The following is a 15,985-nucleotide window of genomic DNA, read 5'->3' as shown; positions in this document are numbered from 1 at the left end:
ATTATTTCCGCAGGTCAGGTGGCAGGCAGCGGGAGCCTGGCGCGGACGGCGAAGCCGCCGTGGTCGCGGGGGCCCGCCTCGAAGCTGCCGCCCAGCCCGGTGACCCGCTCGCGCAGGCCGAGCAGGCCGTTCCCGCCGCTGGGCAGCCCGTGCCGTGGCCCGGCACGGGGCGGCTCGTTGCGGATCTCCACCTCGACGGCCTCCGGGATCAGGGACAGCTCGATCGAGGTGTCGGCGTCGCCGGCGTGCTTGTGGACGTTGGTCAGCGCCTCCTGGACCAGCCGGTACAGGGTGCGGCCGACGGCGGCGGGCATGGGCCGCTCCTCGCCCTGGACCGACAGGTCCACGCTGAGCCCGGCGGCGCTGGACTGCCCGATCAGCTCGCGGATCTCCGTCAGGGTGGGCGAGTCCTGCGGCAGCGCCTCCTCGCCCTGCCGCAGCACGCCGATCACCTGGCGGAGCTCCTCCAGCGCCTGCCGGCCCATGTCCCCGATGACGGTGGCGGTCTCGGCCGCGCGGGCCGGGTCGCGGACGGCGATGGCCTTGAGGGCCCCGGCGTGGACGACCATGACGCTGACCCGGTTGGCCACCACGTCGTGCATCTCGCGGGCGATGCGGGTGCGTTCCTCGCCGCGGGCCCGTTCGGCCAGGAGGTGCTGCTCGCGCTCCAGCCGTTCGGCGCGTTCCTGGAGGGAGGCGAACAGTTGCTTGCGGGTGCCCATGTACAGGCCCAGAAGGACGGGGGGCGCGGTGAAGGCGAACCCGAACGTGGCCTGGGCGAGGAGCGGTTCGTCTGCGGCGGTGGGCCCCGGGAAGAGCAGGAACATCACGTACCCGGCCAGGGCGACGGCGATGACCGTGCGCCGGGACGCGGCGTAGGCGCCCAGGGAGTACAGCGAGACCAGTCCGGAGAAGCCCCCGCCCCCGGTGGGGGTGGCGAAGAGGATGCCGAACACCGACAGGCCCACGGGGTGGCGGCGCCGTACGACCAGGGCCAGGCCCAAGACGGCGCTGGCGGCCGAGACCTCCCAGCGCGGCAGCCAGAAGTGCTGGGGGGCGAAGTAGAGCCAGAAGGCGTCGAACGCGGCCAGGCCGACGGCGAGGGAGACGTCCAGGGCACGCGAGCGACGTGTCGGCCACAGTGCCGACCACCAGCCCCGGACGGTCATGGACTGAGCTTATAGCGCAGGTGGGGCTCTCTATCACGGGCCGTCGGGACCCGGCGGAAACCCTTGCGCGCAGGGCGCTGCGGGCCGGTCCCCGTGGTGGCCCCGCCGCGGGCGCGGTGGTTACGATGCCGACACCGACAACGACGGGGATGACGCTCACGATGACCCGCTTCGCCGCCTGGGCAGGCAAGAACGCCGACGCCGTCATCGCCTTGGTCCTGGCGCTCGTCGTGGCCGCGCTGGGCCTGGGGGTGAAGCTGCCCAACGAGGACGAGATCACCAACAGCGCGGTGCTGGCCGTGGTCGGCCTGCTGGCCACGTCGGTGCTGCGCGACCGGGCGCGGCGGGCCCCGGTGGAGAACGAGATCAGGGACTCGCTGCGGTCGTCGTCGGCCACGCTCGACGGGCTGACCGAGAAGGTCGGCCGGATCGATTCCTTCGAGGGCGTGGTGACCGACACCAAGCGCGCGCTGGAGGAGACCTCGGTCGTGAGGGTCATCAGCGGCGCGCAGGTGGCGCAGGTGCTGGAGGAGGCCCGGCGCAACACCGACCGGTGGTTCTTCAAGGGGGGCACCGGAACCTACATCAGGGCCAAGACGCTTCCCGAGTGCGTGGCGGCCGCGCGGCGGGAGCGGCGCACCCTGCTGTTCCGCCTGGAGATCATCGATCCGACCAGCGTGGCCGTGTGCGAGGACTACGCCCGGCACCGGCGGTCGGTGGCCGAGGGTCCCGACGCAACGGGCGAGCCGTGGACGCTGGAGCGCACCCGCAAGGAGGCGTACGCGACGATCCTGTCGGCGTGCTGGCACAAGCAGCGGTTCGGGATGCTCGACATCGACATCGGCCTGTCCAGGACGATGACGACGCTGCGCTACGACCTGTCGGCGTCCCGGGTGGTGGTGACGCGGGACGACCCGCGCGGCGAGGCGCTGGTGGTCGACAGCGGCAAGTTCTACTACGGGTGGGTCAGCGCGGAGCTGCAGACCAGCCTGGACCAGGCGCGGCGGGTGCCGGTGGAGCAGGCCCGGCTGGCGCCGCTGGACGACGAGCCCACGGTCGAGGAGGTGCGCAAGCTGTTCGACGTGATCGGGATCGAGCTGGCCGCCGCGTACACCGACCGGGACGTCGTCGAGATCATCCGGAAGGCCCTCCGTCCCAAGGACCCCTACGAGTAGCAGAGGCCATGCGCTACACCGAGATTCGCCGGGAGATCGCCGCGGGCACGGCGGCGGCGACGGTTCCACGGTGGGCGCGGCATGTCCTGGACGACATCGCCGCGGGAAGGGTCGCGGTGGAGGCGGTACGGCATCCTCTGGGCTTCCTGTGCCTGCCCGTGGAGAGGACGGGCGACCTGGGCGTCTGCCTGCATATCTGGACTCCGGAGGTAGAGTCGGTGGCGGCGACGACCTCCGGAGTGCACTGCCATAGCTGGGAGCTGGTGAGCTTCGTGTTGTACGGCGAGGTGCGGAACACCCGCGCGCGTGTGGCCGACGTTCCTCCCGCGGGGGCGGACGGCGCCACCCACAGGGTTTTCGAGGTCGTCAGCAGGGGCGAGGTGGACGAGCTGAAGGCCACGGGCCGCACGGTTCGTTACGCCGCCGGCGACACCGGCACGCACGGCACGGGCGCGGTCTACACGCTGCCCGCCGGGGTGTTCCACAGCACGTTCATCGAGGGCGGGCCGGACGCGGCGACGGTTGCGCTGGGCCGGCAGGACCCTGACGGCGGCGATCTCTCGCTCGGTCCGCTGGGCACGTCCTCCCACCAGATGCGCAGGCTGCGCTGCGATCCCGACGAGACGGCCCGGGCGGCGCTGCGTTCGGCGCGGCGCATCGAGGCCGCCCATCCCGCGCTGCCCGAGCCCGAGCCCTCCCTTGAACCGGGCCTTGAGCCCGGCTCGGAGCGGGGTGCGGAGCCGGGTGGGCGCGGCCGGTCCGGCCGTACGGCGCGGGGGTGACGATGGGATCGCGCGTTCCGTCCGCACAGGGCGTGCCGGTCGATCTGGGCGCGGCCCGCCGGGTGGCGGTGGAGGCCGCCGAGGCGGCGGGGGCGCTGCTGCGTGAGCGGATGGGCGCGCCTCTGGACGTGCGGCTGAAGGACCCGGGCGGGGACGTGGTGACCGAGCTGGACGTCGCCGCGGAGTCCCTCATCCTGGGGCGCCTGCGCGAGGCGTACCCGGGGCATCGGGTCATCGCCGAGGAGTCGGGCGTCACCGACGGTGAAGGCGGCGGGGACGGCGCCGGCATGGTCTGGCTGGTCGATCCCCTGGACGGCACCAACAACGTCGCGATCGGCATGCCCGTGTACGCCGTCGGCCTGGCGTTGTGCGCGGGCACGGTCCCGGTGCTGGGGGTCGTGCACGACCCGGTCAGCGGGCGGACGTGGTCGGCGATCCAGGGGGAAGGGGCGCTGGGCCCGTCCGGGGCGCCGTTGCTGCTGAACGGATCGTTGCGTCCGGGCCGTAAGGAGAACCCGGTCGTGGCGTGGACGCAGGGCCACAAGGTGGGCCGCTCCGACCCGGTGGCCTTCCCCCTCAGGTCGGTGCTGGAGGCCAGCAGCGGCCGGGTGCTGCAGTTGTGGGCGCCGCTGGTGGCCTGGGTGATGCTGGCGCGCGGCGACATCGACGGGATCGTGGGCTACCGGCCGGAGGTGGTGGACCTGCCCGCGGGGGCGATCCTGGCGACCGAGGCCGGGGCCGAGCTACGGGCGCTCGACGGCTCCCCCTACGAGCCCGGTATCGACCGTTCCCCGGACGAGCTCAGTTTCGTGGCGGCGCGGCCCGCTTTCCTGGAGCGTCTTCTGGAGACGACCGCGAAGGCCACCCGCCTGGCCCGCGAGGCGAGTCCGTCGGGCGAGTTGCGCCTCGCCTGGTAGCCCCGGGGCCTCAGGCCGTGAGGAAGAGCGCCCCGGTCGCCGCCGCGCATCCGAGCACGGCCAGGACCGCCCCGGTCAGGACGAAGGTGCGCATGGGAACGGCCACTCCCCTGCGGCGGCACCACTCGAACCACAGCAGCGTGGCCAGCGACCCCCACGGGGTGATGACCGGGCCCACGTTGGTACCGATGAGGAGCGCCAGCAGCTGGTCGTGGTTGCCGGACGGGACCACGGCCTCCCCCGCGACGTAGGCGGGGAGGTTGTTGAGGGCGTTGGACAGCCCGCCCCCGGCGAACGCGGCGCGGAAGGCACCGCCCACGCCGTCGTCCTCGCCGATGAGGCCGCGCATCACCGTGTCGAGCCCGTACCGGCTCAGGGTGGGCACCACCAGGAACAGTCCGGTGACGAACACCAGCAGCTGCCAGGGGATCAGCGCGGGTCTCAGGTGTGAGCGGTCGCGCACGGCGAAGGCGACCACGGCGATGAGCGCCGCCGCACCGGCGGCGACGGCGATCTCCCAGCCCGTCTCGGCGCCCGCCAGGACGGCGCCGATGAACACCAGGCACGCCAGGCCGGTGGCGCTGAACAGCACCGGGTCACCGATGGGCGTGGGCGCCGGCGGCTCGTACCGGTCGGCCCCGCGCGCGCCCCGCCGCCAGTAGAAGACCCAGAGCAGGACCATGGTGACGGCAAGGGCGGCCAGTTGCGGCGCCCACATCCGTTCGGCGAACGCGGGCGTCTCCAGGGCCACCCTGTCGGAGGCCAGGAGGTTGGTCAGGTTGGACACCGGGAGCAGGAGGCTCGCGGTGTTGGCCAGCCACACGGTCGTCATGGCCAGCGGCAGGGCGGCGATGCCCGTGCGCGCCGCCAGGGCCAGCATGACGGGGGTGAGCAGCACCGCGGTCGTGTCGAGGTTGAGGAAGACCGTCGTCAGGGACGCGAACGCCACGCACAGCAGGAACAGGGCGCCGTAGCCGCCGCGGCCCGCGCGAGCGACCCGTTCGGCGATGACGTCGAAGACGCCTGCCTCTTTGGTGAGTTCCGCGAGGACGATGACGGCGAACAGGAAGACCAGCATCGGCCCGATCCGCCGGACGCTGGCCTCGGCCTCGTGGGCGGGCAGCAGGCCCGTGGCGACGAAGAGCAGGCCGATGAGCAGGAGCCCGACGCGGACCCAGTCCAGCACGCCCGCGGAGAGACACAGCCGGCGGAGGGTCTGGCCGATCGCTACCACGGGCGCCATGATCCCATAGGCCGCGCGCCGCCTGGGGCGGACGGCGGCGGGCGCGCGATACTGGCCGCATGACTCCCCCCGGTGTCCCCCTCAGGCAGGAGCGTCCGACCGACTTCTTCATCAGCTACTCGCCGGCCGACGAGCGCTGGGCGTCGTGGATCGCCTGGCAGCTGGAGGCGGCGGGGCACCGGACGATGATGCAGGCCTGGGACTTCGTGGCGGGGACGAACTTCATCGACTTCATGGACCGCGGCCTGTCGGAGGCCAAGGTCGTGGTGGCGGTGCTGTCGCGCAACTACCTGCGTTCACGGTACGGCCGGTGGGAGTGGATGACGGCGTTGCGGGCCGACCCGGACGATCCCGCGAACAAGCTGGTGACGGTCAGGATCGAGGACTGCCCCATCGACGGGCTCCTGTCCACCATCACCTACGTGGACCTGGTCGGGGTCGACGACCCCGACCGGGCGCGCACGATGCTGATGCGGCGCATAGAGGAGGCCCTGGCGGGCCATGCCCGTCCCTCCGACGGCCCCGGATTCCCTGGCGGAGGGCGTCCTCCCCTGGCCGGGCGCGTGGAGCAGCCCGAACCCCCTTCCCAGTCGCCCGAGCCCTCGTCGCGCTTGCCCGAGCCCACGGGTGAGCGTCCCGCACGCCGTGCGCCCGTCGTTCCACCGGTCTTCCCCGCCGGGGAGGGGGACGGGGAGAGCACGCGCGAGACCCTGACCGTGCTGCACGTCTCGGGCCCGCGCTTCGGCCGCACGCTCGCCGAGGAGGGCGAGCCCACCACCGCGACCGAGTTGCAGAACCGCATCTGGAGCGAGGTGACGCTGCTGGCGGACGCGGGCGTCCCCCGGCCGGAGCTGCTGGTGGTCACGGGCAACCTGACGCACTCGGGCAGCCGCAAGGAGTTCACCGAGGCGCTGTCGTTCCTGACGAGCCTGCGCGCGCTGCTGGGCCTGGAGGCGCAGCGCGTCGTCATCGTGCCGGGCACCCATGACGTGACCCGGGCCGCGTGCCAGGCGTACTTCTCCAGCTGCGAGGCCGACGACATCGACCCGCAGCCCCCGTACTGGCCCAAGTGGCGCCACTTCTCGGGGCTGTTCAAGGAGTTCTACCAGGGGCTCGACCCGCTCATCTTCGACAGCGCGCAGCCGTGGACGCTGTTCCCCGTGCCGGACCTGAAAGTGGTGGTGGCCGGGCTCAACTCGACCCTGCCGCAGACGCACCGTCCCGAGGACCGGTACGGGCAGGCCGGCCAGGCACAGGCGGCGTGGTTCACCGAGCGGCTGCGGCATTTCGAGGACGAGGGCTGGCTGCGCCTGGGCGCGGTGGAGCACGGCCTGGTCCCCGGGGAGCCGGGGGCGCTGCGCGATGCCGACACGGTCGATTCCCTGCTCGGCGGGCACGTGAACCTGTTCTTCCAGGGGACCGAGTCGGAGCTGGGCGCGATCCCGCTGACGCCTTCGAACGTGCCGTCCGTGCCCTCGCTGGGGGCGGGGCGCCACCAGGTCCTCGTCCTGAGGCGGGACGGCCTGGAACGGTGGACCGCGCAGGACGCGGGAGGGCGCGGCCCCGAACGCCTGGAACGGACATGGGCCAAGGCCGTTGGTACGTTCCCTCCCCCGGCGGAGGCCGCGCAGCCCGCACTTCCCGTGGGCCCGACCCCCGAACTGGGCGAGGGCGCGTCCGAGGGCGAGGGCGCCGATCCTGCCCCCGACCCGACGGCGAGCCTGCTCGACCGCATCGCCGAAGCGTGCGAGACCCGTTTCGAGAAGGCGACCATCCGCCGCATCGACGCCGACCCGCCCCACCTCCTGCTCTCCCATCTGGAGGACGGCTTCGTCCGCCAGTACAGGATCGGCGCGCACGTCGGCCAGGTGACGGACGCGGACGTGGACGCCTTCGTACGGCACGTGCACGCCGACGGCGCCGACTACGGCTCGGAGCTGGTCTACCTGGGCACGCCCCCGCCGCGTTCGCTGCGCCAGGACGCGCTGCGCCGCGGCATCCGGGTGCGCAGCCTCACCGAGTTCCAGGGCCTGCTGGACCTGTCGGAGTACGTCGCGGGGCAGACGTCCCGCCTGGCGGCCGGGGGCCTCTACCCGCCCTCGCTGTACGTGCCGCAGCGCTACCGCGAGCTCGACCGCGTCCCCGCGCCGTCCGAGCGGCAGGAGGAAGCGGACGGCGACCGGGCGCCCCAGGACCAGGCGCCCCAGGACCGGGACGTGCGCGCCGACGTCGTCGGGGAGATGCTGCGCCTGCTCGCCGCCGACCACGGGCGCTTCCTGCTCCTGCTGGGCGACTTCGGGCGCGGCAAGACCTTCGCGCTGCGCGAGCTGGCCCGCCGCATCCCCGCCGAGCTGCCGCACGTCATCCCGATCCTCATCGAGCTGCGCGCGCTCGACAAGGCGCACTCGGTGGACGGCCTGGTCGCCGCGCACCTGGCCAACCACGGCGAGGAGCTGATCGACCTCAAGGCGTTCCACTACATGCTGCGGCAGGGCCGCATCGTGCTGCTGTTCGACGGGTTCGACGAGCTGGTCACCCGGGTGACCTACGACCAGGCCGCCGACCACCTCGACACGCTGCTGCGGGCGGCGCAGGACAAGGCGAAGATCGTGGTGGCCGGGCGCACGCAGCACTTCAAGTCGCAGGCGCAGGTGCTGACCGCGATGGGCGAGAAGGTCGGCGTGCTGCCGCACCGCCGTGTGCTGGGCCTGGAGGACTTCACGCCGTCGCAGGTGCGCTCCTACCTCGTGGGCCGGTACGGGGACGAGGAGGTCGCGGACGCGCGGCTGCGCACGCTGGAGGACATCGGGGAGCTGCTCGGCCTGACCAGCAACCCGCGGATGCTGAGTTTCATCGCCGACCTGCCCGAGGAGCGGCTGCGGGCCGTCGCCCAGGCGCGCGCGACCGTCAGCCCCGCCGACCTCTACCAGGAGATCCTGTCGTCCTGGCTGGCCTACGAGGCCGAACGGGTCCGCCAGAGCGGCGGGCCGTCGGGCCTGACGGCCGACGACATGTGGGCGGCGGTCGGCACCCTGGCGCTGCGGCTGTGGGAGGGCAACGAGCAGTTCCTCCGCCTGGCCGAGCTCGCCGACGTCGCCGACACGCTGAGCGGCCTGACCGACGGGCGCCTGTCGCCGCACCAGGTGACGCACGCGATGGGCGCGGGGAGCCTGCTGGTCCGCACCGAGGAGGGCCTGTTCGGGTTCATCCACGGCTCGGTCATGGAGTGGCTGGTGGCGCGGCACATCGCGGAGCGGTTCGCCGAGGGGCGGGCCCCGGAGGCGCTGGCGCACCGCGCGCTGTCCCCGCTCACCGTCGACTTCGTGTGCGACCTGGCCGACACCCGGGCCTGCCAGGAGTGGGTGGCCGGGGTGCTGGCCGATCCGGAGGCCGGGGACGCCGCCCGCGCCAACGCCATCAAGATCACCACCCGGTTGCGGACGCCGGCCCGCACCGACCTGCGCGGCGCCCGGCTGCAGGGCGAGGACCTGTCGTACCGCGACCTGCAGGAGGTCGACCTGACCGGCGCCGACCTGACCGACGCGCAGCTGGTCGGGGCGAACCTGTCGCGGGCGGTGCTGCGCGGCGCCTCGCTGGCCGGGGCGCGGCTGGACGAGGCGCGCCTGACCGGCGCCGACCTGCGCGGCGCCGACCTGTCCCGGGCCCGGCTGGCCCGCGCCGACCTGCGCGACGCCGACGTGGAGGGCAGCCGGTGGACGCGGGCCGCGCTGATCGCCGCCACGCTCCCCGACCGCATCGCCCGCGCGCCCGAGCTGCGCGAGGCCGCCATCGCCCCGGGGCGTCCCATCGACATCCAGGTGGCGCCCGCCGCGGTCGGGGTGCCGTACGGGTTCCACTTCCAGACCAGCCGGCTCCCGCAGCCGCTGGCCTACAGTCCGGGCGGGTCGGTCCTGGCGGTCGGGGGCGAGGACGGGGGCGTCCTGGTGTGCGACGCCGTCACCGGCACTCCGCTGCGCACGCTCCAGGGCCACCGTGCCCGCGCCTACGCGGTCGCCTTCGACTCGGCGGGCAACATGCTCGCCACGGGCGCGGCCGACGGGACGGTGCGCCTGTGGGACCTCGCCACGGGACGCAGCGCGCACACCCTGACCGTCCACCCCGAAGGCGTCTGGCCCGTCGTCGTGGGGCCGGGCCCCGATCCCCTCGTCGCGGCCGGTGCGGCGGACGGCACGATACGGGTCTGGGACTCGTCCACGGGAAACCTGCGGCACGAGCTGCCCGGCCACACCGCCCCCGTATACACGGCGGTCTTCGACCCTGGGGCGTCCCTCATGGTGACCGGCGACGCCGGCGGCACCCTGCGCGTGTGGGACCTGGGCACGGGCGCCCTGCACCGCACCCTCACCGGCCACAGGGGCGCGGTGTTCCGGGCCGTGTTCCACCCCGACGGCTCCATCCTGGCCGCAGGGGACGAAGCGGGGGTCGTACGGCTCTGGGACATCCGCACGGGCGAGATCCGTGAGGAGCTCCTCGGCCACACCGGACGCGTCTACGCCATCGCGTTCCACCCCGAGGGCCGCCTCATGGTGACCGGCGACACCGACGGCTCGGTGCGGCTCTGGGAGGACGCCCGCCACAAGCTGACCCTGCCGGGCCACGGCGGCGCCATCTACCAGGCCGCGTTCAGCCCCGACGGCAGCCGCCTGGCCACCGCCGACAGCGCCGGGTCCGTCCGGCTGTGGGACCCCGCCACGGGACGGCAGCGGCTGGAGCTGGCCGGGCACCGGGGCGCGGTGTGGCCGTTCGCGTTCCGTCCCGACGGCGCCCAGCTCGCCACCAGCAGCAACGACGGCACCGCCCGCCTGTGGGACGCCGAGACCGGCCAGTGCCGCACCGTCCTGCGCGGCCACGGCAGGCGCGCCACCGGCGTGGCCTTCAGCCCCGACGGCGGCCTGCTGGCGAGCAGCGGCAACGACGGCCTCGTCCGCCTGTGGGAGCCGCGCACCGGCCGGATGGTGCGCGAGCTGCACGGCGTCGCCGACAACCTCACCTCCGCCGCGTTCAACCCCGCCGGGGCCCAGCTCGCCACCGCCACCAACGACGGCGGCGTGCACCTCTGGCAGGCCGGCACCGGCACGTTCGAGCGGGAGCTGAACGTGGAGACCGACCACGTCTGGGCGCAGGCGTTCAACCCCGCCGGGGACGTCCTGGCCACCGCCAACGACGACGACAGCGTGCGCCTGTGGTACTGGACCACCGGGCGGGAGATCGTCGACCTCGCCGGGCACCGCGGCCGGGTCCGCTCGATCGCCTTCGCCCCCGGCGGCGAGCGCGTCGCCACCGGCTGCGACGACGGCCTGGTCCGCGTCTGGGGCGCCCGCAGCGGCGAGCTGCTCGCCGAACTGCGCGGCCACACCGACCGGGTCTACCGGGTGGCGTTCGACCCGTCCGGGGACACCCTCGCCAGCGCGAGCAACGACGGCACCGCCCGCCTCTGGGACACCCGCTCGGGCACCGCCTCGCACGTCCTCACCCGCCACACCGGACGGCTGTGGACGTGCGCGTTCAGCCCCGACGGCACGCTGCTCGCCACCGCCGGCGACGATCTGGTCGTCCGGCTGTGGAACGCCCGTACCGGCCACCACCTGCACACCCTGCCCGGCCACACGCGACGGGTCTGGTCGGTGGAGTTCAGCCCCGACGGCACGCTGCTGGCCAGCGCCGGAGACGACGGAACCCTGCTCCTCTGGGACGTCGCCGACCGGAACGCCCCGTCCCAACGCGCGACCCTCCTCGGCCTGGCCGAGGGCTGGGCGGCGCTGTCCCCCGAGGGCCGCTACAAGGGCGAGGGGAACACCTCAGGGGAGTTCTGGTACGCCATAGGCATGTGCCGGTTCGAGCCCGGCGAACTCGACGCCCACCTGCCCGAGGTGCGCCAGATCCCCCTGGACGCCGAATTCTGACCCCGTCTCAGCCCTCGAACACGCAGTGGGCGACGGTCGCGTCGTCGTGGGGCTTCGCACGGGGCCACCGGATGCCCCTGGGGTCGGTCCGCTCGATCTCCCTCGTACGGGCGATCAGCGCGGCCGGCCCCTCCTTCTCCACGAGCCCGGCCAGCCCCCGCCAGTCCGCCATGCCGAACAGGTCGGCCGGCCGCGTCGCCCCGTCCGTCATCAGGTAGGCGGCACGCAGGCCGCCCAGCGGCACCGTGCCCGTGATCGCGTACTGGGCGGCCGACGGGTCCGCCGCCGCGTAGTACGGCCCGCCGGTGATCTCCTGGAGCCCGTCCGCGCCGTCCAGCAGCAGCGTCGAGTCCGCCAGCACGAGGTAGTCGACGAGATCGCCGCGAACCCGGAGCGCCACCACCGTCGCGGCGGGCGTCGTCGGGCAGGTCAGGTCGCACGTCGCCCGATGCGACGCCGCCACATCGGCGATGGCCCCCGCCAGACGTCCCACCAGAGGCCGCTCATCGGGCCGGTGCGCGCCCTCCGGTGGCCCGACGGGAGGTCCCGCCTGCGGCGCGTCCCCGAGCCCGTCCACGAGCCGTGAGAGCAGCCTCATGCCCAGCGAGCGGGAGTACCAGGCCGTCCCGTGGACACACCCGAGATCGGTCCCCAGCGCCAGCCCGCACCCGTCCAGCACCACGACGGCGCCGGGCGCCGCCGCCACGAAGTCCTCGTTCCCCCGCCGCGGATCCCCCAGCTCCGTAGCCCACGCAACCCGCATCCCGGCCTCCCCGCCGTCTGCCCCAGACCCCCATCATCCCCGACCCGGCACAGCCTCAGAGCTCCAGTCCGAGATCAACAGAATCGGAGCCGGAGTGCGAGGGGACGCCTAGATCGACTTCCGGCGGTGGACTGCGATTGTCGGAGACGGGGCGTAGCATGACCATCCACTTCGATGGAAAGCGGCGGTATGAGCGGTAGTACGCATCTGTCAATTCGTGTCCCATGGCATGATTCCGGATGGTCCGGAACTGTATGTAAGGATCCCCTGGGGAACGCCTCATGCGTTCTACTTCGAAACGTGGGCCAGCGGCGCGATGACAGCTACGAGCTGGCACACGCCGGCAAAGCACTGTACGATCTGGAAGCTCACCGGGTCGGGTGCCTGACCGAGCGGGGCACCTTCCTCAGCCGCCGTCCTTTCCAGTACCAACGTGAGCACCCCTACGGTTTCACACCGGCGTTGAAGGGTCGGATAAAGCCGACCCCCGTCACTGTCCCCGCATTCGGGGCACACGCGACACCCTATTTCTGGCTACACCGCAAAAACGTCGACGAGGTCGTCAACGCGTATAACGTCGACTACCTTCCGGAACGCGAGGATGCCGTCGATGCCGCGCTCGGCTTCCCACCAGAGTGGGTTCTCCATGGAGACAATCAGCAGGCGCTGATCGAGCGCTTCTTCGAGGACGTTGACCCTGCGGACTCGCTGGTCTTCTTCTACGCGAAGCACTCGCCGTTCGACAGCGCGCGCAACGGCGGGCCCCTGTTGGTCGGAGCCGCCCGGGTGACCGATGTCCAGCTCCCCGGGCGGTGGCTCACCGACGGCGCGAGCGCCTTTCCCAATCACATGTGGGAGACGGCGGTCCTGCACTCCCTCAGGTCTGACGGCACCGGCGGCATGCTTCTCCCGGTGGCGGACCTGGCCCGGCTCGACGAGGAAGGTGAGGATGTAACGCAGGCTCTGGCCTGGGCTCCCGCGATCGGCCGTGAGTTCGCATATGTCACCGAGCACGTCTCACATGACACCGCCATCGCCGCCTTGGAAAGGCTGTTCCATGCGGCGCAACGGTGCCGGAAGCTCGGACTCGACATCCCAGAGCACTCCCTGCAGTGGGTCGACGACCGCATCGGCGAGCTCTGGACTATGCGAGGTCCTATGCCAGGGCTCGGCGCGGTACTCGGAGGCGCACTGAAGTTCCCCCACAGCCAGGTCCTCGCACGGGCCGTCGCCCGTCACACACCGGACGGCACCGACCCGTGGGAGGTGCTTGCCGATGCGATCGCGAATCCAGTCGGCTGTCCAGGCGAGCTGAACGCGGCGATACCCGACACCCATCGAAAGATGTGGCGGACAAGCCTTACCCCAGAGCACCTCCGTGTCCTGCGCCTGCTAGCACGTTTCCACATCACCCCCGATCAGGCGGCGGCCCTCTTCAAGGGTTCTACAGAGATAGAAGTGGAGCACGGAGAGCTCCTGGACGACCCCTATAACGCCTATGTCTGCACTGTCGGTGGACCTGATCCCGTACCGTTCGACGTGGTCGACCGCGGCTGTTTCCCCCAGTCCTCCGTCCGCGCGCGGTTCCCCCTCCAAGAGCCGACGGCAATGACCGACGGCGCCGACGCCCGGCGTGTCCAGGCGCTGCTGGTCGCGGTGCTGGAGGAGGCAGCCCAGAACGGGGACACCCTTGTTCCGATGGACCGCGCGATGGAGATGGTCGAAGCGCGGCGCCTCGCCGAACCCTGCCCGATCTCGGAACCGATACTGCGAGCCCATCGGCTCCATCCCGACCAGTTGCGGTACAGCCTGGAGAGCCCGTACTGGCCACCGTTGACGGGCGCCAAGCTCGCCGACGGTACACCCACCTTCAAGCTCACAAGGCTGGAGACGACCGCCCAGGTGATCAGGAAGGTGGTCGACGCGCAGATCGCGCGTCCCCGCATCACCGCGCCCTCCGGCCTCCGATCAAGCCTGGATCAAGTACTCGGCTCGTATCAGGCGGAGAATGACGACGATTCCCAGGCCGAAGACCGGGCTCGGCTAGAGAAGGCCGCAGCGCTCGAGGAGCTCTACTCCTCGCCCCTGAGTGTGCTCAACGGACGGGCGGGAACCGGCAAGACGACCCTCATCAAAGCGCTGACGACCAGAGATGAGGTGCGCGGCAAGGGGGTGTTGCTGCTCGCACCGACGGGAAAGGCCCGAGTACAGCTCCAGACCAAGGTCGGCCTGGAGGCGCAGACCATCGCGCAGTTCCTCACCAAGTGCCGCCGGTACGACGGCAGGACCAACGCCTACATCATTGACGGCACTCTGCAGAAGGCACCCCGCTACGGCACGGTGGTCGTCGACGAATCGTCCATGCTCACCGAGGAGCAGCTGGGCGCGCTGCTCGATGCTCTGGTCTTCCCCGACCGCTTGATCCTGGTGGGCGATCCTCGTCAATTGCCGCCCATCGGATCGGGCCGCCCCTTCGTGGACCTGATCTCGTATCTGACGGCGGGAAGCGAGGTCCCCAGGTTCCCGCGCGTCGCCCAGGGGTACGCCGAGCTCACCGAACTCCGGCGGCAGAAGGGAGGACACGTACGCGACGACCTCATGCTCGCCTCCTGGTTCTCCGGGGACGAGGTTCCCCAAGGTTTCGAGGAGGTCTGGGAGCGGCTGCGCAACGGTTCGTCGATGGAACGGCTCGGCGCAGTGCCATGGCAGGGGGTGCGTCCCACGGAGACGCTGGACGAACTCCTTCGCGATGAGATCGGCATCACCGATGACGATCCTTCGGGCGCTTTCGAGGTGTCCTACGGTGGGCAGCGCAACGGCAAGTGGGTCAACTTCCCATGGGGCAGGGGAGGCGCCGCGTCACGCTGCGAGGACTGGCAGATCCTGTCGCCTACGCGTGGCCGGGGCTGGGGCACCGTTGAGATCAACCGGCATCTGAAACGCACCTACCGGAGCAAGGCGCTCGCCGACGCGCTGAAGCCTCGCCGGGATCGCACGACACCGCCACCACTCGGCACCGAGCAGATCGTCCTTGGCGACAAGGTGCTGAACAACTCCAACGGGAAAAGTGACGCGTATCCGCGGGGGACGGGGCTCGACTACGTCGCCAACGGCGAGATCGGAGTGGTCGTCGGCCGGCTCGGCAAGCGGGGCTCCAACCCGCGCTGGACCGACGTCGAGTTCTCCTCCCAGACGGGTGCCACGTACAGGTACAGCGGGGAGAGCGAGGACGACCCGACGCTTGAGCTGGCCTGGGCGATGACGATCCACAAGTCACAGGGCTCGGAATTCCGGAAGGTGTTCGTGATGCTCCCCGGGTCGGCCCGGAGGCTGTCTCGGGAGATGCTCTACACCGCCCTCACCCGGCAGCAGGAGCGCGTGGTGCTCCTGCACGAGAGGTCGATCGACGAACTGCTGGACCTGACCGTGTCCACCGGTTCGGATACCGCACGACGACTGACCGATCTCTTCACCCCGCCGGCCCCTCGGCAGGTCCAGTTCGCCGACGGGTCCCCCGCCGGGGTCATGGACGCCAACCGCGTCCATATCACTGCGAACGGAACGGTGGTGCGCAGCAAGAACGAAGTGATCATTGCGGGGATCGTCGACGAGTTGGCTCCCGGCCTGTGGCAGTACGAACGGCGGCTGACGCTCAACGGTGCGACGTACAAGCCTGATTTCACGATCGTCACTCCCGATGGCCGGACCATCTACTGGGAGCACCTGGGGATGCTCGACAACGCCGGCTACAAGGCCATGTGGGACCGCAAAGAGCGCTGGTATCGGTATGGCGGGGTGATTCCCTACGAGGAGGGCGGTGGCCCGCAAGGTACGCTCCTCCGGACCAACGACCTGAACGGTGTCAATGTCCAGGCCTGGACGGAATTGGCCAGAGCGGCCATCGGCCCCATCAGCGCAGGGCCCGTGATCTCTTCCAAGAAGAAGATCAAGAAGTCGCGCCCGGGAGAACCGACGTGAAATGTCCCGTTCCGGCTCGCCACCTGCCGTGCTC

8 protein-coding genes are annotated in these 15,985 nt (G+C 71.7%); 5 read left to right on the top strand and 3 right to left on the bottom strand.

Annotated features, from left to right (window positions below; all coding sequences use genetic code 11):
* Nucleotides 1–14: 14 nt before the first annotated feature.
* A complete protein-coding gene (locus ACZ466_RS37610) occupies nt 15–1,169 on the bottom strand; it encodes a sensor histidine kinase (protein WP_378288764.1) in 1,155 nt (384 codons plus the stop codon).
* A gap of 149 nt (nt 1,170–1,318) precedes the next feature.
* On the opposite strand from ACZ466_RS37610, the gene ACZ466_RS37605 reads away from it, so the two are divergent.
* Genes ACZ466_RS37605 through ACZ466_RS37595 form a run of 3 tightly spaced genes read left to right on the top strand, consistent with a single transcriptional unit; the run spans nt 1,319 to nt 4,043 of the window.
* On the top strand, nt 1,319–2,344 hold the full coding sequence (locus tag ACZ466_RS37605) for a hypothetical protein (RefSeq protein WP_378288762.1): 1,026 nt from the start codon (nt 1,319–1,321) through the stop codon (nt 2,342–2,344).
* 8 nt (nt 2,345–2,352) lie between these two features.
* A complete protein-coding gene (locus ACZ466_RS37600; protein ID WP_378288760.1) occupies nt 2,353–3,126 on the top strand; it encodes a hypothetical protein in 774 nt (257 codons plus the stop codon).
* A 2-nt stretch (nt 3,127–3,128) separates the two neighbouring features.
* Nucleotides 3,129–4,043 carry an inositol monophosphatase family protein gene (locus ACZ466_RS37595; RefSeq protein WP_378288768.1) on the top strand — a complete coding sequence of 305 codons (915 nt, stop codon included), beginning with the start codon at nt 3,129–3,131 and terminating at the stop codon, nt 4,041–4,043.
* Nucleotides 4,044–4,053: 10 nt separating this feature from the next.
* Here the strand turns inward: ACZ466_RS37595 and ACZ466_RS37590 are convergent, their stop codons facing one another.
* Nucleotides 4,054–5,286 carry an ArsB/NhaD family transporter gene (locus ACZ466_RS37590; protein ID WP_464041836.1) on the bottom strand — a complete coding sequence of 411 codons (1,233 nt, stop codon included), beginning with the start codon at nt 5,284–5,286 and terminating at the stop codon, nt 4,054–4,056.
* 59 nt (nt 5,287–5,345) lie between these two features.
* Between ACZ466_RS37590 and ACZ466_RS37585 the strand changes: the two genes are divergently transcribed.
* Nucleotides 5,346–11,210 (top strand): WD40 domain-containing protein, encoded by a 5,865-nt coding sequence (locus ACZ466_RS37585; RefSeq protein WP_378288756.1) that lies wholly within the window; start codon nt 5,346–5,348, stop codon nt 11,208–11,210.
* Nucleotides 11,211–11,217: 7 nt separating this feature from the next.
* Here ACZ466_RS37585 and ACZ466_RS37580 read toward each other — a convergent pair whose 3' ends face one another.
* Nucleotides 11,218–11,973 (bottom strand): integrase, encoded by a 756-nt coding sequence (locus ACZ466_RS37580; protein ID WP_378288754.1) that lies wholly within the window; start codon nt 11,971–11,973, stop codon nt 11,218–11,220.
* A 300-nt stretch (nt 11,974–12,273) separates the two neighbouring features.
* Here ACZ466_RS37580 and ACZ466_RS37575 point away from each other — a divergent pair, with 300 nt between their 5' ends.
* A complete protein-coding gene (locus tag ACZ466_RS37575; protein ID WP_378288752.1) occupies nt 12,274–15,951 on the top strand; it encodes an ATP-dependent DNA helicase in 3,678 nt (1,225 codons plus the stop codon).
* The last annotated feature ends 34 nt before the right edge of the window (nt 15,952–15,985 follow it).

Source organism: Actinomadura rugatobispora (assembly GCF_055379765.1).
This window is presented reverse-complemented; position numbering and strand designations above follow the sequence as displayed.

What these genes read in the sequence shown, in the direction of transcription:
- ACZ466_RS37590 (WP_464041836.1), bottom strand. Translation starts at nt 5,286, where the DNA reads ATGGCGCCCGTGGTAGCGATCGGCCAGACCCTCCGCCGGCTGTGTCTC.
- ACZ466_RS37585 (WP_378288756.1), top strand. Translation starts at nt 5,346, where the DNA reads ATGACTCCCCCCGGTGTCCCCCTCAGGCAGGAGCGTCCGACCGACTTC.
- ACZ466_RS37580 (WP_378288754.1), bottom strand. Translation starts at nt 11,973, where the DNA reads ATGCGGGTTGCGTGGGCTACGGAGCTGGGGGATCCGCGGCGGGGGAAC.
- ACZ466_RS37600 (WP_378288760.1), top strand. Translation starts at nt 2,353, where the DNA reads ATGCGCTACACCGAGATTCGCCGGGAGATCGCCGCGGGCACGGCGGCG.
- ACZ466_RS37595 (WP_378288768.1), top strand. Translation starts at nt 3,129, where the DNA reads ATGGGATCGCGCGTTCCGTCCGCACAGGGCGTGCCGGTCGATCTGGGC.
- ACZ466_RS37610 (WP_378288764.1), bottom strand. Translation starts at nt 1,169, where the DNA reads ATGACCGTCCGGGGCTGGTGGTCGGCACTGTGGCCGACACGTCGCTCG.
- ACZ466_RS37605 (WP_378288762.1), top strand. Translation starts at nt 1,319, where the DNA reads ATGACGCTCACGATGACCCGCTTCGCCGCCTGGGCAGGCAAGAACGCC.